25 protein-coding genes are annotated in these 25644 nt (G+C 47.5%); 14 read left to right on the top strand and 11 right to left on the bottom strand.

Annotation, left to right across the window (positions count from 1 at the left end; genetic code table 11):
• Nucleotide 1 precedes the first annotated feature (1 nt).
• Genes QZ157_RS03320 through QZ157_RS03285 form a run of 8 tightly spaced genes read left to right on the top strand, consistent with a single transcriptional unit; the run spans nt 2 to nt 6993 of the window.
• Nucleotides 2–616 (top strand): TlpA family protein disulfide reductase, encoded by a 615-nt coding sequence (locus QZ157_RS03320; RefSeq protein WP_295141779.1) that lies wholly within the window; start codon nt 2–4, stop codon nt 614–616.
• Nucleotides 606–917, top strand: a complete 312-nt coding sequence (locus QZ157_RS03315) for an ATP-dependent Clp protease adaptor ClpS (RefSeq protein ID WP_295141776.1) — start codon at nt 606–608, stop codon at nt 915–917. Before QZ157_RS03320 ends, QZ157_RS03315 begins: the two co-directional genes overlap by 11 nt.
• Nucleotides 918–960: 43 nt before the next feature.
• Nucleotides 961–3126: an AAA family ATPase gene (locus QZ157_RS03310; protein WP_295141861.1), complete on the top strand. Its 2166-nt coding sequence runs from the start codon at nt 961–963 to the stop codon at nt 3124–3126.
• An 18-nt stretch (nt 3127–3144) separates the two neighbouring features.
• A complete protein-coding gene (aat, locus tag QZ157_RS03305; protein ID WP_295141774.1) occupies nt 3145–3804 on the top strand; it encodes a leucyl/phenylalanyl-tRNA--protein transferase in 660 nt (219 codons plus the stop codon).
• A gap of 55 nt (nt 3805–3859) precedes the next feature.
• The gene (flgB, locus tag QZ157_RS03300; protein WP_295141771.1) at nt 3860–4297 is read left to right on the top strand and encodes a flagellar basal body rod protein FlgB; all 438 of its coding nucleotides are present in this window, start codon (nt 3860–3862) and stop codon (nt 4295–4297) included.
• A gap of 9 nt (nt 4298–4306) precedes the next feature.
• On the top strand, nt 4307–4804 hold the full coding sequence (gene flgC / locus QZ157_RS03295) for a flagellar basal body rod protein FlgC (RefSeq protein WP_002946576.1): 498 nt from the start codon (nt 4307–4309) through the stop codon (nt 4802–4804).
• 5 nt (nt 4805–4809) lie between these two features.
• Nucleotides 4810–5112, top strand: coding sequence for a flagellar hook-basal body complex protein FliE (gene fliE, locus QZ157_RS03290; protein WP_122873639.1), 303 nt, complete (start codon nt 4810–4812; stop codon nt 5110–5112).
• A gap of 3 nt (nt 5113–5115) precedes the next feature.
• Nucleotides 5116–6993, top strand: a complete 1878-nt coding sequence (locus QZ157_RS03285) for a penicillin-binding protein 2 (RefSeq protein ID WP_295141764.1) — start codon at nt 5116–5118, stop codon at nt 6991–6993.
• Between the two features lie 764 nt (nt 6994–7757).
• Here QZ157_RS03285 and QZ157_RS03280 read toward each other — a convergent pair.
• Together QZ157_RS03280 and QZ157_RS03275 are read right to left on the bottom strand one after the other, a co-directional pair.
• The gene (locus QZ157_RS03280; RefSeq protein WP_295141761.1) at nt 7758–8180 is read right to left on the bottom strand and encodes a Sua5 YciO YrdC YwlC family protein; all 423 of its coding nucleotides are present in this window, start codon (nt 8178–8180) and stop codon (nt 7758–7760) included.
• 265 nt (nt 8181–8445) lie between these two features.
• Complete coding sequence (locus QZ157_RS03275; protein WP_295141756.1) at nt 8446–9345, bottom strand: DMT family transporter; 900 nt, start codon at nt 9343–9345, stop codon at nt 8446–8448.
• A gap of 245 nt (nt 9346–9590) precedes the next feature.
• On the opposite strand from QZ157_RS03275, the gene QZ157_RS03270 reads away from it, so the two are divergent.
• Complete coding sequence (locus QZ157_RS03270; protein ID WP_295141754.1) at nt 9591–10352, top strand: hypothetical protein; 762 nt, start codon at nt 9591–9593, stop codon at nt 10350–10352.
• A gap of 120 nt (nt 10353–10472) precedes the next feature.
• Here QZ157_RS03270 and QZ157_RS03265 read toward each other — a convergent pair whose 3' ends face one another.
• The 9 genes from QZ157_RS03265 to miaA all read right to left on the bottom strand — a co-directional run bounded on the left by QZ157_RS03265 (nt 10473) and on the right by miaA (nt 21579).
• Nucleotides 10473–11189: a GyrI-like domain-containing protein gene (locus QZ157_RS03265; RefSeq protein ID WP_295141751.1), complete on the bottom strand. Its 717-nt coding sequence runs from the start codon at nt 11187–11189 to the stop codon at nt 10473–10475.
• A gap of 192 nt (nt 11190–11381) precedes the next feature.
• Nucleotides 11382–14675: a carbamoyl-phosphate synthase large subunit gene (carB, locus tag QZ157_RS03260; RefSeq protein ID WP_295141748.1), complete on the bottom strand. Its 3294-nt coding sequence runs from the start codon at nt 14673–14675 to the stop codon at nt 11382–11384.
• Complete coding sequence (mreC, locus tag QZ157_RS03255; RefSeq protein WP_295141745.1) at nt 14675–15430, bottom strand: rod shape-determining protein MreC; 756 nt, start codon at nt 15428–15430, stop codon at nt 14675–14677. Before mreC ends, carB begins: the two co-directional genes overlap by 1 nt.
• On the bottom strand, nt 15420–16457 hold the full coding sequence (locus tag QZ157_RS03250) for a rod shape-determining protein (protein ID WP_122863225.1): 1038 nt from the start codon (nt 16455–16457) through the stop codon (nt 15420–15422). Before QZ157_RS03250 ends, mreC begins: the two co-directional genes overlap by 11 nt.
• Nucleotides 16458–16465: 8 nt before the next feature.
• The gene (gene clpX, locus QZ157_RS03245) at nt 16466–17704 is read right to left on the bottom strand and encodes an ATP-dependent Clp protease ATP-binding subunit ClpX (RefSeq protein WP_295141739.1); all 1239 of its coding nucleotides are present in this window, start codon (nt 17702–17704) and stop codon (nt 16466–16468) included.
• Entirely contained in the window at nt 17704–18492 is a 789-nt protein-coding gene (gene lpxA / locus QZ157_RS03240) for an acyl-ACP--UDP-N-acetylglucosamine O-acyltransferase (protein WP_295141737.1), read from the bottom strand. Before lpxA ends, clpX begins: the two co-directional genes overlap by 1 nt.
• A gap of 10 nt (nt 18493–18502) precedes the next feature.
• The gene (gene fabZ, locus QZ157_RS03235; protein WP_009495110.1) at nt 18503–18949 is read right to left on the bottom strand and encodes a 3-hydroxyacyl-ACP dehydratase FabZ; all 447 of its coding nucleotides are present in this window, start codon (nt 18947–18949) and stop codon (nt 18503–18505) included.
• Between the two features lie 136 nt (nt 18950–19085).
• A complete protein-coding gene (locus QZ157_RS03230; RefSeq protein ID WP_295141734.1) occupies nt 19086–20162 on the bottom strand; it encodes an epoxyqueuosine reductase QueH in 1077 nt (358 codons plus the stop codon).
• A gap of 526 nt (nt 20163–20688) precedes the next feature.
• A complete protein-coding gene (gene miaA, locus QZ157_RS03225; protein ID WP_295141731.1) occupies nt 20689–21579 on the bottom strand; it encodes a tRNA (adenosine(37)-N6)-dimethylallyltransferase MiaA in 891 nt (296 codons plus the stop codon).
• Nucleotides 21580–21669: 90 nt separating this feature from the next.
• Here miaA and mqnP point away from each other — a divergent pair, with 90 nt between their 5' ends.
• The 5 genes from mqnP (at nt 21670) to QZ157_RS03200 (ending at nt 25635) form a co-directional block, all read left to right on the top strand.
• Entirely contained in the window at nt 21670–22536 is an 867-nt protein-coding gene (gene mqnP, locus QZ157_RS03220; protein WP_295141728.1) for a menaquinone biosynthesis prenyltransferase MqnP, read from the top strand.
• The gene (locus tag QZ157_RS03215) at nt 22533–23051 is read left to right on the top strand and encodes a hypothetical protein (RefSeq protein WP_295141725.1); all 519 of its coding nucleotides are present in this window, start codon (nt 22533–22535) and stop codon (nt 23049–23051) included. The genes mqnP and QZ157_RS03215 overlap by 4 nt, the downstream gene beginning before the upstream one ends.
• Nucleotides 23044–23556 carry a hypothetical protein gene (locus QZ157_RS03210; protein ID WP_295141722.1) on the top strand — a complete coding sequence of 171 codons (513 nt, stop codon included), beginning with the start codon at nt 23044–23046 and terminating at the stop codon, nt 23554–23556. The genes QZ157_RS03215 and QZ157_RS03210 overlap by 8 nt, the downstream gene beginning before the upstream one ends.
• A gap of 139 nt (nt 23557–23695) precedes the next feature.
• Nucleotides 23696–24664, top strand: coding sequence for a GTP 3',8-cyclase MoaA (moaA, locus tag QZ157_RS03205; RefSeq protein ID WP_295141719.1), 969 nt, complete (start codon nt 23696–23698; stop codon nt 24662–24664).
• A gap of 206 nt (nt 24665–24870) precedes the next feature.
• Nucleotides 24871–25635: a 7-carboxy-7-deazaguanine synthase QueE gene (locus QZ157_RS03200; protein ID WP_295141717.1), complete on the top strand. Its 765-nt coding sequence runs from the start codon at nt 24871–24873 to the stop codon at nt 25633–25635.
• The last annotated feature ends 9 nt before the right edge of the window (nt 25636–25644 follow it).

Genomic DNA, 25644 nt, shown 5'->3' with positions numbered 1-25644 from the left:
TATGAAAAAAACCATAAAGGCGATTTTTGCGGCTTTGGCCTGCGCGATATTTCTAGCAGGCTGCGGAGAGGACGAGACGGCGAAGGCTCCAGTAAAGATAGAGGGCTATAAAACGGGCGAGGAGATCGCGCTAAAGAGCGTATTTGGCAAAGACCTCACGCTAAAGCGCGTCGAGGGCGGCTTTGTTATCAAGGGCGAGGAAGATAAAATTTTGATGTTTGATATATTCGGCACGTTTTGTCCGCCGTGTCAAAAAGAAGCGCCAGATCTCACCAAATTTCAGATCGATAATCTAAACGACTTTACGATCGTAGCACTCACGCACTTTGAAAACGTCACGAACGAGTACGTCGTGGAAAATTTCGCGCAAAAATACAACGCCTTTTACTTTATCTCAAACGATATAAAGACAAACGACAAGCTTTCGGCGCAAATTTTAGAGGATATAAAATACGAGCGGCTTGAGAGCGTGCCGATAAAAATGGTGCTAAAAGGCGGCGTATATCAGGAGCTAACCGACGTAGATAGCGGGAAATTCGGCGTGAAATACTATCTAGGCGGCATCCATCTAGACGCGATGACGAAAGATTTTGAGAGAATAAAAAATGCCCGCTAAAACCGCCACCGGGCGGGAGCGAGACGTCGCGCTAAAGGAAAAACCGGAATTTCAGCGTAAATTTAAGGTTATTTTGTTAAACGACGACGTTACGAGTATGGATTTTGTTGTGAGCGTGCTGGTAGAAATTTTTAACCGCGATATGCAAAGTGCGATAGCCGTGATGCTAAAAATCCACAACGAAGGCAACGGGGTGGCGGGCGTCTATACTAAAGAGATCGCCCAAACCAAACAAAACCAAACGCTAAAAGCCGCAGCCGCAGCGGGCTATCCGCTAAAGGCCGTCGTCGAGGAAGAATAGCCCGCAAAAACGGGCGCGCAAAAGGCGCAAAGAGGAGGAAATGATGTTTGACTCGGATTTAAGCTATCTTTTGGAAAAGGCCGGGCAGTTTGCCTACTCGAATTTTCACGAGTATCTAACCAGCGAGCACGTGCTTTTCGTGCTGGTAAATTTAAACGAAGAGACTAGAGATATCCTAGTAGAGGCCGGACTCACCGACGTCGAAGGACTAAAAAGCGATCTAAAAAACTATCTTTTGCAAACCAACGAGCAAGTCCCGCACCACAAACAGCCGCGCATGACGGTGCTTTTGGAGCAAATTTTTAAAGAGCTAAACGCTGAACTAAAAGATAAAAACGTCGGTATCAGGGATTTGCTCTTTAAAATCGCAGCCAAAGGCGACACGTACGGAGCTAAAATTTTAGAATTTTACGACGTCGATCCGCAAAAGATCAAACACCCCGCAAAAGACGACAAGCAGGCTCGGGCTAAAAACTTCCAAAACCTCGCCAAATACTCGTCAAATTTAACCAAACTGGCCGCCGAGGGTAAAATAGACCCGATCATCGGGCGAGAAAACGAGCTAGCAAGGCTAATGCAAACACTAAGCCGCCGCAAGAAAAATAATCCTATCCTAGTAGGCGAAGCGGGCGTTGGCAAAACAGCCGTAGTCGAGGGCCTAGTGCTAAAAATAGCAAGCGGCGAAGTGCCGCAACGGCTAAAACAGGCGCAAATTTTCGCACTAGACATCGGCGCGATGATAGCAGGCACGAAATACCGCGGCGACTTTGAAAAACGCCTAAAAGACGTGATGGACGAGGTGGCCGAGCAGGAGGAAGCGATAGTTTTTATCGACGAGATCCACACGATTGTGGGCGCGGGAGCCACAAACGGCGGCGGGCTTGATATGTCAAATTTACTAAAACCAGCTCTCGCAAACGGCTCTCTTCGCTGCATTGGAGCGACGACGTACGCGGAGTATCGCAGCTTTTTTGAAAAAGAAAAAGCCCTCTCGCGCAGATTTGCTAAAATCGACGTCGTAGAGCCTAGTGCGGACGAGAGCGTCGAGATTCTAAAAGGGCTTCGCGCCAAATACGAGAGCTTTCACGGCGTCAAATTTAGCGACGAAATTTTAGCAAAAAGCGTGGAGCTAGCCAAAAAATACCTAAACGATAGATTTTTGCCAGATAGCGCCATTGATCTCATCGACGAGGTCGGCGCGGCTTTAGCCCTACAAAACAGAAGCAAAACCGTAAAAATGTCCGATCTAATCGCGGTTTTGAGCAAGATGGCAAATATCCCCGATACCAATCTAAAATCGGACGCCGCGGCAAATTTAAAAAACCTAGCCCAAAGACTGAAGTCCGAAATTTTCGGCCAAGACGAGGCCGTAGATACGCTAGTAGCGGCGATCAAGCGCTCGTATGCGGGGCTAAAGCAACCAAACGCGCCTGTGGGAGTGTTTTTATTTACGGGCTCGAGCGGCGTGGGCAAAAGCGAGCTAAGCGCGGCTCTAGCGCGAAATTTGGGCGTGCATTTCGAGCGGTTTGATATGAGCGAATACATGGAAAAACACAGCGTCTCGCGTCTCATCGGCGCGCCTCCGGGATATGTCGGGTTTGAAGAGGGCGGCATACTCACAAACGCCGTTAAAAAGCACCCCTATAGCGTGATTTTATTTGACGAGATTGAAAAGGCCAGCGACGAGATGATAAACGTCTTTTTGCAAATTTTTGACGGCGCGAGCCTCACGGACAACACGGGCGCAAAGAGCGATTTTCGCAACGCCGTCATCATAATGAGCTCAAATTTGGGCTCAAAAGAGGTGCCGACGCTGGGCTTTAGCAAGGATGAAAGCAGTAAAGCGGACTCGGCGGTAAAAGGATTTTTTAGCCCCGAGTTTCGCAACCGCATCGATAAAATCGTGCATTTTAACGACCTTAGCGAGGACGCGCTAAGCCTCATCGCGCAAAAGATCATCAACGAGATAAACTCAAGCCTCGCCGAGAAAAAAGTCGTCATAAAAGCCTCCGCCGAAGCCAAAAAATACCTCTGGCAAAAGGGCTATAGTAAAGAATTCGGCGCCAGAAATCTAAAACGCCTAGTTCAAGACGAGATCTCGACCAAGCTTAGCGACGAGATACTTTTCGGCGTGCTAAAAAACGGCGGCGTAGCAAATATTGCGCTAAAAAACGGCGAGCTGGCGCTTAAATTTGAAACTCTAAAATAAGCGGACGCGGGGTCAAATTTGGAAAAAATTTATAACTTTCCAGACCCCGCAAACGCCCCTGCAAACTCGCCTTTGGCCGTCGGCGGCGATCTAAGCGCGCAGGCCCTTTTGCAAGCTTACGACAAAGGCATTTTCCCGTGGTTTTTGCCCGGCGAGCCCATATACTGGTGGTCGCCAGATCCGCGTGCGGTGCTAGTTCCAAGCGAGGTGCGCGTGCAAAAAAGCATAAAACCCGCACTTAAAAAATTTGAAGTGCGGCTTGATTACGACTTTGAAAATTTTCTAAAAATCTGCAAAAGCGAGCGCGAAAAAAAGGGACCCACGTGGCTATCGGGAGACATCGTGAGCGCCTACGTAAATTTACATCGTCTGGGCATCTCGCACAGCGTGGAGGTTTACGAGGACGGCGAGCTAGCGGGCGGGCTTTATGGACAAATTTTTGGCAAGGTCTTTTGCGGCGAAAGTATGATCAGCTTAAAAACTGGCGCGTCAAAAGTCGCTCTCATCGCGCTTTGCCGAGCTTTAGAGCCGTTTGATTTTCTCATCGACTGCCAGGCCATGAACGAACATCTAAAATTTATGGGTGCAAAAGCGATGAAGCGAAGCGAGTTTTTAGCTAAATTTAACGAGCTAAAAAACCAGCCTAGCGGGTTTGGTGAATTTAAAAATTTACCCTAAATTTGGAACGTCTTTTGCTTATTATCTCGTAAAATTTAAAGAAAAAGGCAAGAAAATGTTCGCAGGTATCCAAACTTCAAAATCAAAACCGCTCGTAGAAAGCGCGCTGGCAAGCAGAAATTTACGCCAGCAGATGATTTCTAGCAACATAGCAAACATCGACACGCCTTTTTACAAAGCCCGCGACATCGCGTTTGAAGCGGCCTTGTCGCAAACGGCGCAAGAAATCCACGGCAAAGACGAAAATAAAATTTTAAAACTCGCGCAAACGGACGATGCACACTTTCCTCGCGTGGATTTTCCGGCGTCAAACGGGGCGACGATATTTTTACGCGACGGACACATGGCTCGAAACGACGCAAACACCGTCGATCTGGACGTCGAAACGACCGAGCTTAGCAAAAATGCGATAATGGTAACCGCGCTTGACCGCGCCATGAGACAAAGCGGCCAGATATTTAAAAACGTGATCGACGCTAGTAGCAAAATTTAAGGATAAATTATGAGTAATTATTTAAGCGACTTTGATATCAGCGGATACGGACTAAGCGCCCAGCGCTTTAGGATGAACGTCATCAGCTCCAACATCGCCAACGCAAACACAGTGCGAACGGCGGAAGGCGGCCCGTATAGACGCCGCGAGGTGATATTTAAGGCGGTTGATTTTGATAGCGTGCTAAACGACGAAGTGGCAAAAAAACACAACTTGCTCGAATACGAAAATCCGCTAGACGATAAATTCTATACAAAAGACGCAAAACCTGCTATAATGAGCGTCGTAGTTGACAAGATAGTGCGCGACGACAAGGATTTTAAGCTAAAATACGATCCGTCTCACCCCGACGCCGACGCGAGGGGCTACGTAGCATACCCAAACATCAATCCCGTCATCGAAATGGCGGATCTGATCGAAGCCACGCGCGCCTATCAGGCAAACGTTTCGGCATTTCAGTCGGCTAAAACGATCGCTCAAAGCGCGTTAGAATTATTACAAGGTTAAATTTTATGACGAATATAGATAAAATCGGCTCGGTCGCTTCGCCGTTTGAAAAAAAAGAAGCAAATACTCTGCAAAACCAAAAGGGCGAGCTAAATTTCGGCGACGTACTAGATAGCTCGTTAAAAGAGCTAAACGAGATACAAATCAACGCAGACAAAGCCATCGCCGACCTAGCAACTGGCGAGGTAAAAGATCTGCATCAAGCCGCTATCGCTATCGGCAAGGCCGACACATCGATGAAGCTGATGCTAGAGATCCGCAATAAGGCTCTAAGCGCGTATAAAGAAATCTCAAGAACGCAAATTTAAACCTTGAATCGGCGAAAATCTGAAACTATCGGCCTTTTCCTGCTGATTTTAGGGCTTATCGGTATATTTTTAGCGGTTGTTTTTTATCGCTCGAATATCGAAAGACGCCTACCTAAACTTGAAACCAGCGAAATAAATACCGCTCTTCGCGGAAACATCATAACTAAAGACGGCTTTAGCGTGACCGGCTCTCAAAAGCTATACAAAGTCACGCTAGACGTTAGAAATATCGATCCCGATAAAAAAGATTTGTTTATAAGACTCTACTGCATCTATAGCGGCGACGATGAAAAAGCCGTTAGAAAAATCATAGACCAAGCAAAGGGCGCAGTAACGCTATCCTATAAAATCGACGCTAGAGGCGCGGCGTATCTGCAAGAACTATCCAGAAAACTGTACAAAAAGAAAATTTTTATCTCTTACGAAGACCCAAATACGGGCGTAGCCGTGCTGCGCGATATGAATATCGTGGAAAGCGGGGAAAGTAGGCAATACGTAGCCGCAAACGCGCTCACGCCGATGATAGGTTACGTAAAGAAGATAGAAAAAGACGGCATAACGAAAACTCAAGGCGTAAAAGGCATAGAAAAAGCCTACGAGTACTATATCTCGCCGATACAAGACGCCAAGCTGCTAGGCCCAAAAGACATCGGAAACAACATTATCTTAACCAGTGATTCAAATTTAGCTAATCGCGTAGACGGCTACGACGTCATACTAAATGCTTCGCTCAAATTTCAAACTAGACTCGAGCAAATCATCGACGAAAAGAAGGAATTTCTAAACGCAAAAGAGATAATCGTGGGCGTCATGGACTCAAAAACCGGCGGCTTGCTAGCGTTTGCCAGTACGTCGCGATACGATCCTTCAAATATCAGAAAACAAGATTATAAATTTTTAAATTCATCCGCTACGGAGTATGCGTACGAGGTCGGGTCGGTTTTTAAGCCGTTTATATTCGCCGTCCTTTTGGCAAACGACAAGATCAATCCGCTAGAGCGTATAAATACATATAACGGCGTCTATCAGCTAGGAAAACGCACGATAAAAGACACTCACCCTGAGCCTTTCCTTACGGCCGAGGACATCATCGTATATAGCTCAAATATCGGCATGATACAAATAGTCCAGCGCTTAGACGGAGCTCAAATTTACTCAGGACTACAAAGCTTTGGCTTCACGCAAAAAACAGGTATCGATATGCCCTACGAGCAAGTCGGAAATATGCCGCCCGTAGCCAAGCTAAATTCTCAAATTTATAAAGCCACGATCAGCTACGGATACGGCTTGCAAGCTACTTTTATCCAGCTTTTAAAGGCGTATAACGTGTTTAATAATAAAGGCGTAATGGTGACGCCAAAGGTCGTAGACTCGCTTTATAAAGACGGCAAATTCTACGTAGTAAACGACCCCAAACCCGTCACCGTGCTTTCCGCAGAAGCCGCGGAGCGAATGAAACGCATACTCATAAAAACCGTAGAAATCGGTACGGGCAAAAGAGCCAAGATAGAAGGACTAGAAATCGGCGGCAAAACCGGAACCGCACACATCGCGACGACGGGCGGCTACGGCAATACCTACAACGGATCGTTTTTCGGCTTTGTTAACGACTCTCGCGGCAACTCCTATACCATCGGCGTTTTGACCAGAGAACCCAAAAAGCCTTATTATTACTTCGGCGCCCAAAGCGCCCTACCGACATTTAGGGCGGCAGTCGAGCTGATGGTGGAAGAAGGATTTTTAAAACCGGATGAAAATTTAACCGCGCCGCAGACGGCAACTACGCCCGAGTCTATCGCAGCGGCTGCAAATGCTACGCAAAAGCAACCCGTGCAGACAAACCAGGATAAAAAACAGACCGCGGCTAAAGCCAAAAAATAATCGCGGGCAAAATTAGGCGCCGCATTTACGTGCCTCAAAAGACCCGCGCCTTTACTTACTTCGCCGCATTTTCCGTATTTATCCAGGTAAATTTGCTGCTAATACTATCTTGGCCGACTTAGAAAATTTATACGTTTGCGACTCTGCTAAATAAGCTAAAATGCGCCGTCTTAGTATAAACGCGAAAGCCATCTGCTTAAATTTATGCAAAAGCGCAACGCAAAAATAAATCCCAAATTTACTAAATTTATAAAAATATTTTGAGGCGATAAAAGGGCTATGCGCCAAGCGTACTACGGTATTTCAAGAAAATTTACTAGCCGCAAATCGCCGCTTGCTTGCAAAACGGCTAAATGCTCCCTTTGGCACGGCGATCGTTTTGCGTTTGCGCCCATGGATGCAAACTAGCTGTAAGTTAAGTATTTTAATATCACCTAAAACCGTATGCAAAACGGCGGCGACGTAAAAGCGCCGCATTTATCTTTATAAGATAAGTCTAAAAAGATCGTAAGCCTGATAAATCAACCCATGAATGCGAGATAAAATAAATTTTGCGTATTAGACGCGCTAAATTTTAAGATTTATTTAACCACATAAAGGCGCACGGCTAGGCTAAATTCGGCCGATTGATAGGCTTGTGCTTTAATTTTGCCAATTTTTCCAAGCTAAAATCGTCCGCTCGTTTGCAAAATAATGCCGCGCTATAAGCCAAATTTCTATGCTCGGGCAGCACGCCCGCGCGCTCTACGCTATCAAGCAGATAGCTACCTTATGCGCTTTAAGTTCGTTTTTGAAATTTTATAGATTTTCGAGCTTGCGTTTTGGCTGAAATTTTGATCTACGACCTCGTCAGCCGCCGCTCTCGCCCATGCTTCGTCGAAATTTTTCCCGTTTAAATTTGCGCTACTGGAGTAAAGCCAGTCAAATTGCCTCAAAAACTCCTCGTGGGCGCACTCTTTTACGACGCGCACGGCCTTAGCGTTCGGATATAAAAACGTCGTTTTTCTAGCACGGCGTACTAAATTTTGAAATTTAGCAGGCACGCGAGCGAGATTTTTTAGCTCGCTAAGCTTTGCCGTCGTTATGAGGCAGGGCTTGCCCGCCGCTCGGCGTTTTAACGCGTTTATCTCGCGAAAATCCTTACTCAAAAATCCCGCCGTCGTATCGGTCTGCGCCAAATAAATCATATTTTTCTCCGAAATTAATGTCTTAAACGCCGCTCGCGCCCGACTTACCGCAAATTTTGCTACGATTTTTTGCCGGGAACAGGCGCATAAAAACGTCGCAAATCAGCGCCTAATTTTATCTAAAACTTAAGCCAAGCCTAGTTTTAATCGCACCCGAGCCGCCTCGCTTGCAAAAATTGCTTCTTCGAGCTTTTTCTTCTTTACAAAAAGGATGCGCTTATGATTTGATTAAATTTAACGCGATTACGCCTTGCCGCGTTAAATTTTACGCCTTTTTCCTATCTTTAGCCAGCAAAAATATGCACGAGATAATGAGTGTAAAGCCCGCAAAATCAAGAAACACAAACTCCGTCCCCAGCCAAAAATAGGCAAACGCCGCGGCGCTCACCGGCTCGATGCACGCGATCATGCTCGCCCTGCTCGCGCCTATTATCTTTAGTCCCGTCATGTAAAAACTAAACGCACATATCGTGCCAAGTACCACTACTGCGGCAAGCGCCGCAAAGCCCTGCGCGTCGCTCACGCCACTTAGCTGCCAAACCCGCGTGTAAAGCGCGAGCGCGCCGCCGCCGATGACCATGCCCCAGCCTAAATTTAGCGCGACGGGGTATTTTTGATTTAGCTTCGTTGGGATGAGACTATAAATCACGACGCCAAGCGCGCTAATGAGGCACCAAACCAGCGCCTCCGCGCTGATAACCAGCGATCCCAGATCGCCGTGGGTGGCGAGCAGCACGACGCCCAGCACCGCGAAAATGAGCGCGATGAGCTCGACCTTTTTAGGCACGCGTCGTTCTAAAAAGCAAACGACGGCGAGGATGAGTGCGGGCGCGGAGTACTGGATTACGGTCGCGACGGCGGCATTTGAGAGCTCGACACCGCAAAAGTACGAATACTGCGTCATCATAAGCCCAAAAAACGCGTAGATGAGCAGCTGCGGCAAAAGCACGCGATCTTTTAGCGGTGCGAGGGCTAGGCGCGGCGAGCGAGCGATGTAATACGCTACCATCGCAAGCCCGGCGAGGCCTAGGCGGTAGGGCACGAGCCAGTCGGCACTAACGCCCTTTTGCGTGAACAAATACTGCCCGCAAACACTGCTAAATCCCCATAATACGCCGCCAAGAAGAGTGATGAAAACGCCAAAAAATTCGCTCTGTGATCTCATTTGCCGCCTTAAATTTAAAGCCAAAGTATACAAGCTTATGCTTAAGCTGGGGTTAAATTTGGGGTTTGGCAGGATTTGAGGCGAGCGTAAATGGCGGTTTAAATTTTGGACCAGCCAAGATGAGATTTTAAATTTTGGTTCGAGCAGAGTGGAGCTACAGGCATACAAACGCCTATGCTGCCTCGTGGCGGTCAAAGTCGTAAAAACGCTGTATAATGACAAAAATTTTTGATGAAGGAGAAAAGATGACAAAGAAATATAAAACTAAAATGGAAGATAGCTTTAAAACAAAAGTTCAGCTATTTTTGTTTGACAAGGCTTTTTCTTGGGACAACTCAGATAAAAATGGATGCAATGATTACTACATTATGAGTAATATTGAAACTATAAAAAAAGATTTTAAGGGCTTTGAAGTCATTAATGAAGTGGCGAATTTATACAGCAGTAAATACTACCAGCTGAATCTAAATAGCAATGAAAGTAAAATAAAACATAAGGGCAAAGAGCTAAACATCATGCTGATAGAGCAAAGACAATATTTCGTTCAAAAGTCTAATGAATTTACAGAAATTTTAGATGCACTGGAAAAAGAATATGAAGATGATTTTAAAGGAAAATTTTCTGAAACAGACTTTAATAAGATGCTTGAAAAAACAACTTGCTCATACTGCGGTATAAGCCTAGCTCAGATCGAAGAGCTTGGCAAAAATGGTAAGCTAAATAATAAAAGAAGCGATACGCGTGGATATACGCTAGAAATAGATAGGAAGCTGCCAAATTTAGAATATAGCAAAGAGAATTGTTGTATGGCTTGCTACTGGTGCAATAATGCAAAAACTGATGAGTTTTCGCCAAGGGAATTTAAGCCTATTGCTGAAGGCATTAGAAGGACTTGGAATGAAAGACTAAAGGCTATTGGGTATAGCAAAGAAGAAATAAAAGACGTGCCAGACCCAAAAATTTGGGAATTCGACTTTAATAAAGAAATTATCCCCAAAACAAAATAGTAAATAAGGTGGTAACTTTACCGCCCAAATTTCTCTGCCGTTATGCAGTGTAGCACACCGCCAAGCTCTATAATCTCGCTTAAATTTAATCTCTACGCGCTGTAATCGACATAATTTTTCTTAATCTACTCTATTTTGCAAATCGGCACAATAAAAAGGCGAGTCTCGAGTAAGTACTATAGCTTTACTTAGAAACCGCGTCGCTATTTTTCTAATCGGCAGTCTAATTATCGTTTTGCATTTTTGCGGGTCTATTTTTCTGGGGTCGCTTAGGTAGATTTCATGATGCGTCCTTTGCTCGCCAAAGTCCTTTGCATAGCCGTTTGCGGAGATAAACTCGTCTATTTTAGCAACGCTCTCCGGCTCATCGTCAAAGCTACCCACATGTAAAATTTGCGCGCAAAGACCTTCGTCTATCCTCAAAAACTCCGCTGCGCCGCAGTCTAGCTTCTTTTTCAAAGTAGCCTGCTGCACTGCCCAGTCGAAATTTTCTCGCGTGATAAAATCGGGCAGTCTAATCGCGCTAATCCAGCTAAAATCGCTCTTTCTAGCGTAGTCTGCAGCGCCGCAAGCCGAGCCGCTCTGCCACCAAAACCCCTCTAGCGGTGGCACGACATACTCAAAAAAGCCATCGATCTTATAATCGGTTTTGTAGCTCATTTTTAGCGCGTAGCTCACGGCGTAAAGCACCTCTATCGCGCGCTGATACGCACCGCCTGATTCGTTCGGATCGCCATCGCCGCGGACGCAGACGAAATTTGCAGGCGGGACGGTTAAAATTTGCGGTGTCTGCTTTGGCGCGTAAAGCTCTTTAAACTCTTTTTTAAAATCAAACATTTTTGCTCCTTTTTGCTGGGTAAAATTTAGCTGAAATTTTACTATTTCGCATCGCCCAAAACGCTAGAAGTAAAATTTAATCTCATCTAAATAAATTCCAACCGTGAAATTAGAGAGCTAAATTTAAGCTTTTATTTAACGCAAAAACTGCGCACAAAGGCAAATTTGACGTTTAAATTTGCCGGCATGCGCTCACTTCTCGCCAAGATACTCCTGCAAGCTTTTTACTTCTAGCGCGCTGCCGTCTTGTACGCTTTTTAGCGATTTAGCAGCCGCCAAGGCCGCCGACATCGTCGTGAAATACGGAATCTTAAATCGCATGATGTTTTGCCTGATTTTCTTGCCGTCCTCGCTGTTTGACTTGCTGTCGCTGGTGTTGATGACGAGCGCGATATCGCCGTTTTTGAGCCTATCCTCGACATTTGGGCGGCCTTCGCTAATCTTATAGACGAACTCGCTCTCTATGCCCGCGCCCTCTAAAATTTTATACGTTCCGCCCGTGGCGATGATTTTAAAGCCGAGATTTATGAGCTCGCGCGCCAAATTTGCGGCGTATTTTTTGTCCGCGTCGGCAAGAGTCAAAAAGACTAGCCCGCTTGTCGGCAGCGAGTTGCTCGCAGCGATCTGGCTTTTTGCAAAGCTCTTTGCAAAATCGCTTGATATGCCCATGACCTCGCCCGTACTTTTCATCTCAGGACCCAGGATTAGATCCGCGCCAGAGAGCTTGTTAAACGGAAATACAGCTTCTTTGACGCAGACGTGATTTTTCACTCGAGGCTTGAGTATGCCGCGCTCCTCGTAAACTGCGTCGTAGTTGTCGTAAAATTTAAGCGCCTCGCGTAAACCCCCTTGCCACATCACGCGCGTGGCTACCTTCGCCATCGGCACGCCTGTCGCCTTGCTAACAAACGGCACGGTGCGGCTGGCGCGCGGGTTTACCTCTATTATAAACAGCTCGTCCTCGTAGATGGCAAACTGGATATTCATAAGCCCCACGACGCCCAAATTTAGCGCGATGTCGCGAGTTTGGTTTTCTACCTTTTCGATCATCTGCGCGGTCAAATTTAGCGGAGGCAATATGCACGCGCTGTCGCCGCTGTGGATGCCCGCCTCCTCGATGTGCTGCATCACGGCGCCGATATAGACGTCCTTGCCGTCGCTGATCGCGTCTACGTCAAGCTCCACGGCGTCTTGTAAAAATTTATCGATTAGCACGGGCGAGTGGTTACTGACCTTGACCGCCTCGCTCATATATAGGCGCAGCTCCTCATCGCTATGCACGCGTCTCATCGCGCGGCCGCCCAGCACGTAGCTAGGGCGCACGAGTACGGGATAGCCGATAGCGGCGGCCTTTTCTAGCGCCTCTTTTTCGCTTGTTGCAGTGTCGTTTCGTGGCTGTTTGACGCCTATTTTAGAGATAAATTCGCTAAATTTCTTCCTATCCTCAGCGACGTCGATCGTACGAGCGCTGGTGCCGATGATTTTTGCGCCCGCTATGCTTAGGCGTTTGGCGAATTTTAGCGGAGTCTGACCGCCGAAATGCACGATCACGCCGTCCGGATTTTCGTGCTCGATCACGGCTCTAACGTGCTCGAAATCGATCGGCTCAAAGTACAAAATATCGCTAGTGTCGTAGTCGGTACTGACGGTTTCTGGGTTGCAGTTGTACATTATGGTTTTTACGCCCATGTCGCGTAGCGCGTAGCTGGCGTGCACGCAGCAGTAGTCAAACTCTATGCCCTGGCCTATGCGGTTTGGACCGCCGCCGATGATCATCACTTTTTTCTCTTTTTGCGCCGAATTTACGTTTAAATTTGACTCGGCGAAATTTGACGAAAGATGCGGCAGTTTCGTGATATTAGTCGTCGAGTAAAGATACGGCGTGAGCGCCTTAAACTCGCCCGCGCAGGTATCAACCTCGTTGTATTCGAGGTTTATGCCCATTTTCTCGCGCGCGAAATATATATCGTTTTGACCCAGATCGAGGTTGTCTTTTAAATTTATCAGATGCGCGATCATCTTGTCCGAAAACCCCATCGTTTTAGCTTCGCGAAGTAGCGGCTCGTCGTTTAGGATGTCCATGTCGATACGCTCTTCAAATTTAACTATCTGCCAAATTTGATCCAAAAACCACGGATCGATCTTGCTCATCTCGTGCACCTCAGCCACGCTAAACCCGTCTCGAAACGCCTGCGCGACATATAAAATGCGGCTTTCGTTCGCGTTTCTAAGGCCGTAAACTAACGCGTTTTTCTCCAAATTTACGAAGTTAAATCCGTAATAATCCTTTTCCATCGAGCAAAGCGCTTTTTGGATGCTTTCCTTAAACGTCCTGCCGATCGCCATCACCTCGCCCACACTCTTCATCGCGGTGCCTAGATACGGGTTCGCGCCCGGGAATTTCTCAAACGTAAAGCGCGGGATCTTAGTCACGATGTAATCGATGACGGGCTCAAAGCTAGCAGGCGTGCCGGTGATGTCGTTTTTGATTTCATCCAGGCTAAAGCCCACGGCTAGCAGCGTCGCGACCTTGGCGATCGGGTAGCCCGTGGCCTTTGAGGCGAGCGCAGAGCTACGGCTCACGCGCGGGTTCATCTCGATCACGATCATGCGGCCGGTTTTTGGATTTATAGCAAACTGCACATTGCTGCCGCCCGTATCCACGCCGATCTCGCGTAAAATTTTAAAACTCGCGTCGCGCATCGCCTGATACTCTTTGTCGGTGAGCGTAAGAGCCGGCGCAACCGTGATACTATCGCCCGTATGCACGCCCATCGGATCGAGGTTTTCGATCGAGCAGACGATGATACAGTTGTCGTTGCGGTCGCGGATGACCTCCATCTCGTACTCTTTCCAGCCTAGCAAGCTCTCCTCGACCAAAATTTCATGTATCGGGCTGGCATCTAGGCCCGTTTGGGCTAGTTCTTTAAATTCGTCGATATTATACGCCACGCCGCTGCCTGCGCCGCCTAGGGTATAGCTAGCGCGGATGATGAGCGGAAAGCCGATGTTTGCGGCTGCGGCTAGCGCCTCGTCCATGTCGTAGGCGTACTGGCTTTGCGGCAGATCCATGCCGATCTTTTGCATCACCTTTTTAAACTCCTGCCTATCCTCGCCCTTTTTGATAGCTTGGGGGTTCGCGCCTAGAAATTTGACGCCGCCTAGCATGTCAGCTTCGTATAGTTGCATAGCGACGTTTAGCGCTACCTGGCCGCCCATCGTAGGCAGTATGGCATCGACTTTTTCCTTATCTATTATGCGCTTGATACTCTCTTTGGTTATCGGCTCGACGTAGGTAGCGTCGGCGAAATCTGGATCGGTCATGATGGTAGCCGGGTTTGAGTTAATGAGTACGACTCGGTAGCCCAGCTGCTTTAGCGTCTTTGCGGCTTGCGTACCGCTGTAGTCGAATTCGCACGCCTGCCCGATGACGATAGGGCCGCTGCCGATGAGTAAAACGGTGTTGATGTCGGTTCTTTTTGGCATTATTTTTCCTTTGTTACGACGTATAGATATGAGGGGATGGTTATGCTTACGTAGGGCTTTACGGCCGCGCTTTTATATAAGCTCTCTTGGATCACGCCCGTGACCTTGCCCACTGAAATCCCGCTAAAAAATATCCCGTCAAGCCCGCTCGTGACGACCTCGTCGCCCTCCTTTGGGCTGAGCCACTGGGGGATAAATTTCACCGTTATTCCGTCTTTACTCCCGTGCGCGATGCCCGGGATTTTTTCCTCGCCGATTGAAACGGCGAATATACTTTTTGGATCGTTTTGCAGCAAGGCCATAGGGTTGCCGTCCTTACTCACGACGATACCCGCGCTCTTACCTTGGTAAATCAGCCCGTAAATTTTAGACTCGTCGTAGCCGCTAAATTTATCCAGCCAGACCTTGTTGTAGTCGCTTATATTTACGTAGCTTAGCGCCCGCACGAGCTGGACTCTAGGCTCGTAGGCGGTCGAGTTTTTATCGACCAAAATTTCGTTTAGCTCCTTTGCGAAGCTTGAAAGCAAAGCTGCCGATTTTTCCAGTTCGGCGTTTTGAGCGCGAAGCTGCTTTATCTCCTCGCGCTGCCTAAAATGCTCGTTTACGCCGTCTTTTACAAATTTGACCGCGTCGTCGTAGGCGGCGACTACGCGGCTGTTTAAATTTACGACGTATCCCGAGATAAGCGCGCCTCTATCAAGCGAAAAAAATACCAGCGCGCCGATGAGAGCGACGAATAAAATTTTACTCTTCATTTACGAGTTGTTGTAAAAATTTAATCTCCTCAAGAGCCTTGCCGGTGCCTCTAGCCACGGCTAGCAACGGATCGTCCGCGACGAAAACGGGAAGCTTGACGATATCGCTTAGATATTTATCAAGGCCGCGGATCAGCGCTCCGCCTCCGGTTAGCACGATGCCGTTTTCTACGATATCTCCGGCAAGATCGGGCGGCATCATCTCAAGTACGGTTTTTAGGGCGTCTGCGATCTCTTTTAGAGGTTCGCGCATAGCCTCGCGCACGTCCTCGCTCGTTAGCTCCACGCGGCTTAGTAGGCCGCTAATCTGGTCGCGACCTTTTACTACGATGCTAAGCTCCTCGGGAAGCTGAATCGCCGAACCGACGGAAATTTTGATATCCTCGCCCGCTCGCTCGCCGATTAGGAGGTTGTATTTTTCTTTTATGTAGTTTACGATGCTCATATCGATTTTATCGCCAGCGGTGCGGATAGACTTGCTTATAACTAGGCCGCCTAGAGAGACTACACCGATCTCCGTCGTACCGCCGCCGATATCGACGACTAGGTTTCCTTGCGGTTCGCGCACCGGCAAATTTGCCCCGATAGCAGCAGCCATAGGCTCCTCTATCAAAAATACCTCTCTAGCCCCGGCGCTTAGCGCGCTCTCGCGTACGGCTTTTCGTTCGACTTGAGTTAGGCCGTAAGGTACGGAGATGATGATACGAGGGCGCAGGAAGCTCTTTCTGCGGTGAGTTTTTTCGATGAAATAGCGGATCATCTTTTCCGTCATGTCAAAATCCGCGATAACGCCGTCTCTCATCGGACGGATCGCCTCGATATCGCCGGGAGTTTTACCTACCATCTCTTTTGCTTCGTGGCCGACGGCTAAGATTTTTTGCTTGCCGTATTTTTCGCGTTGTACCGCGACGACGGAGGGCTCGTTTATGATGATACCCTTATCTTTTACCAAAACTAGCGTATTTGCAGTGCCTAGGTCGATACCCATATCGCTTGAAAAAAATCCTATTATCTGGTCTAAAATCATCTGTATCCTTATGCGCTTATTTTATTGTTTTTTACGAAAATCGGCTTTTCTTTGCCGCTTACGACCTCTTTTGTTATCACCACGTCGTAGCCCGCAAGCTCCGGCAGTTCGTACATTATATCAGTCATCACCTCTTCCATTATGCTTCGCAGTCCCCTAGCTCCCGTTTTTCGCTCGATGGCTAGTTTTGCGACCTCTTTTAGAGCTTCGTCGTCAAATTTTAAATTTGCCCTATCTATCGCGAAAAGCTTTTGGTACTGCTTTAGTATCGCATTTTTAGGCTCGGTTAAAATTCTCACCATATCGTCCTGCGTGATTTTATTTAGCGTGGCGACCACGTGAAGCCTACCGATTAGCTCCGGGATTAGTCCAAAATGCACCAAATCGTCGCTCTCAAGCGCGTCTAGCAAATTTTCCTTATCGTCTTTTGAGCGTTTATCTTGACCAAATCCCAGCACGTTTTTGCCGATCCTGCGCTCGATGATGTCGGCTAGTCCGTCAAACGCGCCGCCGCAGACAAAGAGGATGTTTGAAGTATCTATCTGGATAAATTCCTGATTAGGATGCTTTCTGCCGCCTTTTGGAGGGATATTTACGAGGCTGCCTTCGATGATTTTTAAAAGCGCCTGCTGCACGCCCTCGCCGCTCACGTCGCGCGTGATCGAGCGATTTTCGCTCATCCTGGCGATCTTATCTATCTCATCGACGAAAACTATGCCCTGCTCGGCGCGCTTTACGTCGCCGTCTGCGGCCTGTAAAAGACGAGTCAGGATATTTTCCACGTCTTCTCCGACGTAGCCCGCTTCCGTTAGGCTCGTAGCGTCGCAGATAGCGATAGGTACGTCTAGAAATTTAGCCAGAGTCTGTGCCATCAGCGTCTTGCCGCTACCCGTAGGGCCCACAAGCAAGATATTTGATTTCGAGATCTCCGTATCGTCCTCGATCTCGCCTTTTCTAAAAATTCTTTTGTAGTGATTATAAACGCCGACGCTAAAGACTTTTTTGGCCTTATCTTGACCGATGACGTAGTTATCTAGCACCGCCTTTAGCTCTTTTGGAGTTAAATTCGTATAGTCTTTGTCGGTTTTGTTTTCAGGACTCGATTCTTGCAGGCTCGTATCGCCGCAAATCATATTATAAGCGGCATTCACGCAGTATTCGCAGATGAAAGCCTTATTGTCCAAATCCGCAAAAAGGCGTCTATCGTTTGACTCCGTCTCGCCGCAAAAATTACATTTTCTCGCCATTATTCTCTTCCTTTTGCTAATGGGATACCGCGCTTGGTGCTTAGGATAAATTCGCACATTTTTCGCACCTGCTCTATCTGCGCTCTCTCTAAAAGCTCGCTAGCCGCGGCTTTTAGATCCCCGCTTTTTCTAAATAAAAATTTATACGCTCTGTTTATCTCTTCGACCGCGTCTTTATCAAACCTTCGTCTGATACCGACTAAATTTAAGCTTCTGATGTAAGCTCGGTTGCCTTCAGCCAGGCAAAACGGCACGACGTCCTGAGATAGCGCGCTAGCGCCCGCGATCATGCAGCTCTCGCCGACTCTCACGAACTGATGTATCGGCGTCATACCGCCAACGACGCTGTAGTCGCCAAGCTCCACGTGACCGGCTAGAGTCGCGTTATTTGCCAGGATGACGTTATTTCCGACGGCGCAGTCGTGCGCGACGTGGCAGTAGGCCATGATAAAGGCGTTATCGCCGATACGCGTGATCCCGTCGCCTTTGTGCGTGCCCGAGTTTATCGTGCAAAACTCGCGGATCGTCGCGTTTTTACCGATACGAACGCCCGTATTTTCCTCAGCGCGGTAGCTCACGTCCTGCGGGATATCGCCCACGATGGCGTAGCTGTAAATTTTACCGCCCTCGCCGATATGCGTGTCGCCCACTATCCTAGCGCCTTGTTTTACGAGTACGCCGTCGCCTAGCACCGCGTCTTTGCCGACGTAGGCGTAGGCCTCGATCGTTACGTCCTCGCCGATCTTCGCGCCGTCCTCGACGACGGCTTGCGGATGGATACTTCTCATTTTGGCTCGCTTATTTATCTACGATCATAGCTTTTAGCTCGGCTTCGCACGATAGCGTGCCGTCCACGTAGGCTTCGCCTTTTAGCACCCAGATGTTACCTTTGTGCTTTAGCACCTCCAGGCGATACTCGAGCCTATCGCCCGGGCGTATCGGGTGGCGAAATTTCGCTCCGTCGATGCTCATAAAATAAACGACTTTATTTTCGATACCCGCTTGATGCTCGTCGCTCATGCTCTTAAAAGCGAGCACGCCGCCGGCCTGCGCCATACCCTCGATGATCATCACGCCCGGATATATCGGGTGACCCGGGAAGTGCCCCTGAAACACGGGCTCGCCGATCGTTACGTTTTTATAAGCGACGATGTGTTTGGCGGGCTCGAGCTCGGTCACTCGGTCGATGAGCAGAAAAGGATATCTGTGCGGGAGTATTTTTTGGATTTCAACGATGTCGATCACTTTAAACCTTGTGAGTAAAATTTAAAGCCGATTTTAGCCAAATTTTGCTAAGAAAAAGATTATTGATTTGGTCGGGGCAAAATTTAACGGCTAAATTTTCGCGCCCGCCTTTTATCTCGAGCACGCTAAATTTGGCTCAAATTTGCGTTACCAAAACCTCGCGACTATCGTTATAAAGCTCGTCTTTGGCGTAGATTTCGTATCTGCCCGCGCGAATTTCATCCAGCACGATTATAGGATTTTGGCTAAATTCTCCGCACAGCTCGCGGCGAATTTCCAGCTCGCGAGGTACCGCGATAGGCCGGCGGCAGAGTTCGTTTACGCTAGCGAATTTTTCACCCGAGAGTTCGTTAAATTTAGCCAAATTTAATAGCGTCACGCCGTCTCGCAGCTCGTCGCACATTTGCGCCGCCTCGCCCACACTAAATTTGACGTTCTCGCGCTTAAAATGCGAGTAGAGCAAAAAATACGACAGCACGACCGAGCCACCAAATTTGACGTAGGCGCGCAGCAAGCGGTAGTTTAAAAAATACTTGCGCGATAGATGAAACGGCGCGCCCGCAGCCTCGCACTCTCGCACCTTTTCGTAAAGCTCCAGCCGCTCCTCGATACCTCCGGGCATCACGCGCCCGCTAACCTCGCTCATAAGCTCGCTAAGCGGTAGTTTTTGCGCCTCGCGCTGCTTGCTAAGCCCGAAAATACAGCCGCAGTAGTTTTGATGATAGAGTTTATCTTTTTTAGCAAGCTCAAACTGCGCGTTCGTGCCGCCGCCCGCGCGGTAGTCCACGGCAAATGTTTCAAGGCCGTATTTCCCCGCAGCCTTATTTAGCGCGGATTCTAGCTGCGAGAAGTCCTTTTTCGGGCTCATCAGCAGCGTCGTGGTGATCGATTTTTCGCCTAGTTCGCGCGCTTTTTGAGCCGAATTTCCCACGCGAAAATCAAAGCAATACGCACAGCGCTTGCCCTTTTCGGGCTCGTTTTCAAGGCCTTTTGCGCCCTCTAGCCACGCCTCGTATTCGTACTCGCCGCAAATAAGCTCGACGCCTAGCTTTTCGCAGCTCCTTTTTACGTCGCGAAACCTCATCAAAAACTCGCTGTACGGATGGATGTTGGGATCGTAAAAATAGCCGATGAGACGCTCGTGCGGGCGGTCGGCGCGCAGGCGTTGCAGAAAATAGTGGCTGTCGACCGAACAGCAGATGTGAACTAACATTTTACCTTTCTACGGCTTGTCTCGCGAGCGTCTTTAACCGAGCTAGTAAAAATTTAGCTTGATAGACTATATGCCTTATCTTCGCTAAATTTTTACGTCGCAACCTTTAAATCCATCTCGCGATACTTCGCCTTTTATTTTAATTTCATAGCAACCACGATCCGCTATTTTGCGAGCAAGAAACATCTATTAAAACTATACCTATCATGTCTTGAATATTTTTCTGCCGATTTTACTAAATTTAACTGCAAATTTTATTAAAGCTAGCGGCTTAAATTTAAAAAACGCGCAGCGTGCTAAATTTTGACTAAACTAAATTTTAGCACCGTAAGATGCGGGTCTCGGTGCGTAAAATTTCGAGTTAAATTTGCAAATTTGAGCGTAAAAAGTCAAGGCGAAGTATCGCGAGATGATTTTTCGAGTTTTGAAGCAAAATTGAGCGTGCGCTAGGCATATAGCCTGCGGAGCGAAAATTTTGCGAAATCTCGGAAAAGCGCTCGCGAGACAAGCCGCTAAATTTGCAAATTTAACCATTTAAAAATTCTATGATTTTCTCTTCACACTCCCCGACGCTGCCGCTAAATTTACTCTTAAACTGCGATCTATTAAACGTCCGCTGACGCTTAGCCAGCTGCGCCGTATGCGTGCAGATGAGCTCCTCCAGCTCGGTCTGGGTTTTGATCTCGCCTCGCAAAAACTCTCCGCACTCTTTTAGACCGACCGAGTTTAGCGGCTTTGGTCGCTGCGGATACCGAGCAAACAGCTCCCGCGCTTCGTCCAGCAAACCCTGCTCAAACATCGCTCTAGTGCGCTCTTTGATACGACCTCTTAGCTCGTCCCTATCCCAGCTAAGCTCAAAAATCGCCAAATTTGAAGCGACGGGAGCTAGGGTATTTTCGCGCAGATACGCGCTCACGGCATCATCTCGCCCGCTAGAGCGCAAAAAGGAGTAGATATCAAACCACTTTTGCAGACGGTAGGTGTCGTTTGCGCTAAATTTGGCAGCAAACTCTGGATCGAGGCTTGAAACGAGCTCGTAAATTTGAGCATTGCTTAGGCCGCTTTCTACGCGCTCAAATTTAGGCGTTAGACCCGACAGCAAGGCCTTTAGATAAAATCCGCTGCCGCCGGTTATAAATAAATTTTTACCGTTTTTTCGCGCAAATTCGCGAGCCGTTTTATAAACCTCAAAAAACATCCCGACGTCAAAATGTTCATCCGGCATGAGCAAATTTATCCCAAAATGCGGCACCGAAGCTAGCTCGTCCGCACTGGGTTTAGCGCTTGCGACGTCGATAAATTTATAAACGCAAAGCGAATCAAGACTCAAAATCACTCCGTTAAATTCGCTTGCGAGTTTTAGAGCGAGCGCCGTTTTTCCGCTAGCGGTAGTGCCGATAATGGCGAGTTCTTTCATAAAAATGCCTTAAAATTCGTAAATCTGCTCAAATTTTATCACAATTTACGCTTTTATAAGATAAAATAAAGCAAAAATTTCAGGAAGATTATGCAAAAATTTATAAATATTTTAAAAGATATTAACGAACTAATCGTCTTTAAGCACTCGATTTTCGCACTGCCTTTTATATTTACCGCAATGATAACGGCGAGCGCGCAGGTAAACGGCACGGCTTGGTTTGGCTGGAAGTTGCTTATTTCGGGCATTCTTTGCGCGGTTTCGGCGCGAAATTTCGCGATGGCCTTTAACCGCTACAAGGACGAGGACATCGACAAGCTAAACCCGCGCACGGCAAATCGCCCGAGCGTGGACGGGCGTATCGGCAGGACGAATTTGCAAATTTTTATCGTGGCAAACGCCGTCATTTTCGTGCTGGTCGCCTATCTCGTAAACAAGCTTGCGTTTTGGCTGAGCTTTCCGATCCTAGCCGTACTTGGCGGATATTCGCTTTTTAAGCGTTTTAGCGAGTTAGCGCACCTAGTCCTTGGTCTCTCGCTGGGTCTCGCGCCCATCGCCGGAGCCGTAGCAGTCACGGGCGAGATACCGCTTTTTAGCGTGCTGCTCTGCCTTGGCGTGATGTTTTGGGTGGCGGGATTTGACCTGCTTTATTCGCTTCAGGATGTCAAATTTGACCGCGAGCACGGGCTTTTTAGCATACCTAGCGTTTACGGCGAAAAGGCTACGATGTTTATCTCGGCTATATTTCACGCCACGGCCGTGATCTTTTGGCTGCTTTTTGCGTGGGCTGGATGGCTCGGCTCGGCCGCGTATGTGGGCATTTTGCTTTGCGGAGGTATCCTAGTGGCTGAACACCGCATCGTTAGGCGAGATTTTAGCAAGATCGACCGTGCATTTTTTACGTTAAACGGCTATCTGGGCATACTTTTTTTCATTTTTGTTTGGGCTAGCCTATGAGACTGGTTCCGGCAAATTTAGACATAGTTTTTGAGGAAATCGGCGAGCGAGAGAGCGAGTTTTTGCGCGAATTCGATAAGCTTAGCGGCAACGAGGACGATCCGCTGGGAGCGTGGATAAAGCGCGCCAAAGCAAAGGGCGATACGAAGGAAAGCGATCAGGTGATACTAACGCTGCTAGTTGAGCTTCACCGTAAATTTGACGAACTAAACGCCTATATAAAAAACGAGAAATTCGTAAAACTCGAGCTTGCGCAATCTAGCGTGCTAGAGGGGATAAATTTTGAAAATTTTAGGATAAAAGAGGCTAAATTTAAAGAAGGCTCCGGCTACTACGGGCGCATTTTTATGCCTATCTTTCCGAAGCGAGACGTGGCGATATTTTTTGAAGCGCTAGATGAAAAAACCGCCAAAATCACGCGTATAAACGAGAGCGACGAGAGCGACTACAACGGCTACGTGACGGCCAGAGAGCGGGCAATGATAAGAGAACTAAAGGAGATGAAAGATGAATAGCGATTTGATGATTTTTGCGATATTCGGGCTGATTTTGACGATACTTTTCGTACTTGTTTTCGTAAAAGACCTTGAGGTTTCCAGAAAATTTTCAAGGTATGAAAAAGCTATAGAAGGACTCATCCAAGAGCTTCACGCGGTAAAAAAACAGGTTGCGAATTTAGACCTAAGCGAACCGGGCGAATTTGACGCGGCGCAGCTAGAAAGCAACCTAGAACAGCGTCTAAACGAAAAAATAAATCAAAAAATAACTCCGATAATAAACACCCTCCAAAGCATCGAAAGCTCGATAGATAGCTTCCAAAGCCAGCAACAAGATAGACTTTTTACGCTTGAGGAGCGCACAAAAAGCATTAGCAAGATAACCGCTCCAAACGGCGAAGACGACGAAAAGCGCATAGTGCAGATGTATAGCGAAGGCAAAAGCGTAGAAAGCATCGCAAAAGAGCTGTGCGTGGGCGTGGGCAAAGTCGAGCTGACGCTAAAACTGCGAGAGCTGATATAATGTTAAAACCTAGGCGCGAAATATAAAAAAATAACATTATTTTCATACGCAAGTTTTAAAAAATTTTAAAGCTTAACTTCCTATAATGCCCTTTAACCAAATCAAAAATAAATCTTTTTGATAAAATTAAGGGCGAAAAATGTTAATAGACGGACACGGAAGAACTGTTGATTATCTGCGTATTTCTGTCACGCAAAGATGTAACTTTAGATGCAAATACTGCATGCCTAAAACTCCGTTTAGTTGGGAGCCGAAGGAAAATTTACTAAGCTTTGAGGAGCTGTTTTTATTTGTCAAAGTCTGCCTAGACGAAGGCGTAAAAAAGATCCGTATCACGGGCGGCGAACCGCTACTGCGCAAGGACTTAGACAAATTTATCGCGATGATAAACGAGCATAGCCCGGACGTCGATCTAGCTATCACGACAAACGGCTTTATGCTCAAACACTACGCAAAAGCCCTCAAAAACGCGGGTTTAAAGCGTATAAATATGTCGCTTGATAGCTTAAAAACCGAAAAGGCTAAATTTATCGCGCAAAAAAGCGTCCTGCACGAGGTTTTAGCAGGCCTTGACGCTGCGCTCGAGGCAGGATTAAAAGTCAAGCTAAACACCGTCGCGCTAAGAGGCGTAAACGATGATGAGATTGTCTCTTTGCTAGAGTTTGCGCGCTCTATGGGTTGTCAGATTCGCTTTATCGAATACATGGAAAATATCCACGCCAATGATGAGCTAAAAGGCATGAAATCGGCTGAAATTTTAGACCTTATAGCAAAAAAATATCGCTTCGAAGCGGCCGAAAAGATCCCGACGAGTCCAGCCAGCATCTACAAGCTAGAGGACGGCTATACCTTCGGCGTTATCGACCCGCACAAACACGACTTTTGCGAGAGCTGCAACCGCATACGCCTCACGGCCGAGGGGCATCTCATCCCGTGCCTATACTTCGAGGATGCGATGAGCATAAAAGATGCCGTAAGAAAGGGCGATATCGCAGGCGCTAGCGAGATCCTGCGCCAAGTACTGCAAAACAAACCCAAAGAAAACAAATGGGCGATCGGCGCTCAAAACGAGACCTCAAGCCGCGCCTTTTATCAAACGGGCGGCTGAAATCAAGGCTAAATTTACGTCAAATTTGGCGTGGATTTAGCCTGCTTTTTACCAAATTTAACCGCGCTTGATTTTTTATATTTTTATCCATAAATTTGCCGCCGTTTTTCTAGCAAAACCCGCTCAAATTTGACGTAAAATCCACCTAACTCCATAAAACTACCCTTTAAATTTTGCTATAATCGACTAAAATTAAAAGGCGAAATTTGAGTTTAAACCTAGTCGAGAGTTTCCTAAGTATTCAAGGCGAAGGCGCAAGCAGCGGCCGTTTGGCGATTTTTTTGCGTTTTGCTGGCTGCAATCTAAACTGCGCCGGCTTTGGAGTGCGCGCCGTCTCGCCCAAAACCGGTGAAACGCTAGTTGGCTGCGACACGATCCGCGCGGTTTTTACGGGGCATTTTTCGTATCAAAAAATCTCGCGCGCGGACGAACTCATAAAAATAACGCAAAGCTTGAGCGCAAATTTGCGCCAAAAACCTATCGTCGTAATCACCGGCGGCGAGCCGCTGCTACATCACAAAAATCAAATTTTGTTAGATTTTTTAAATTTTGCGACTAGCGAGGGCTACGAGGCGCATTTTGAAACAAACGGTACGATCGAGGTGGATTTTGCCAAATTTGAGATTTATAAAAAATGCCGATTTGCCGTCAGCGTCAAGCTCGAAAATAGCGGCGAAAGCGAAGCTAAGCGCATGAATCCCGCCGCGCTAAAAGCGATAAAGCAAAACGCCGCGGGCAGTTTTTATAAATTCGTCCTTGACAAAAAAAGTGCGGAAGACGGCTCGGCGATAGCGCAAATTTCGCGTATTTTAGAGATTTGCGACGCGGAAGTCTTTTGTATGCCGCAAGGTTATGATAAAATAAGTCTCGAACAAAACGCTAGAGCTGTCGCGCAGTTTGCGATCACGCACGGTTTTAACTACTCCGATCGCCTGCATATCAGGCTTTGGGGCGCAAAAGAAGGGGTTTAAAGCGTAAAT

The sequence above is a fragment of the uncultured Campylobacter sp. genome (assembly GCF_905372745.1).
Taxonomy (GTDB): Bacteria; Campylobacterota; Campylobacteria; order Campylobacterales; family Campylobacteraceae; genus Campylobacter_A.
This window is presented reverse-complemented; position numbering and strand designations above follow the sequence as displayed.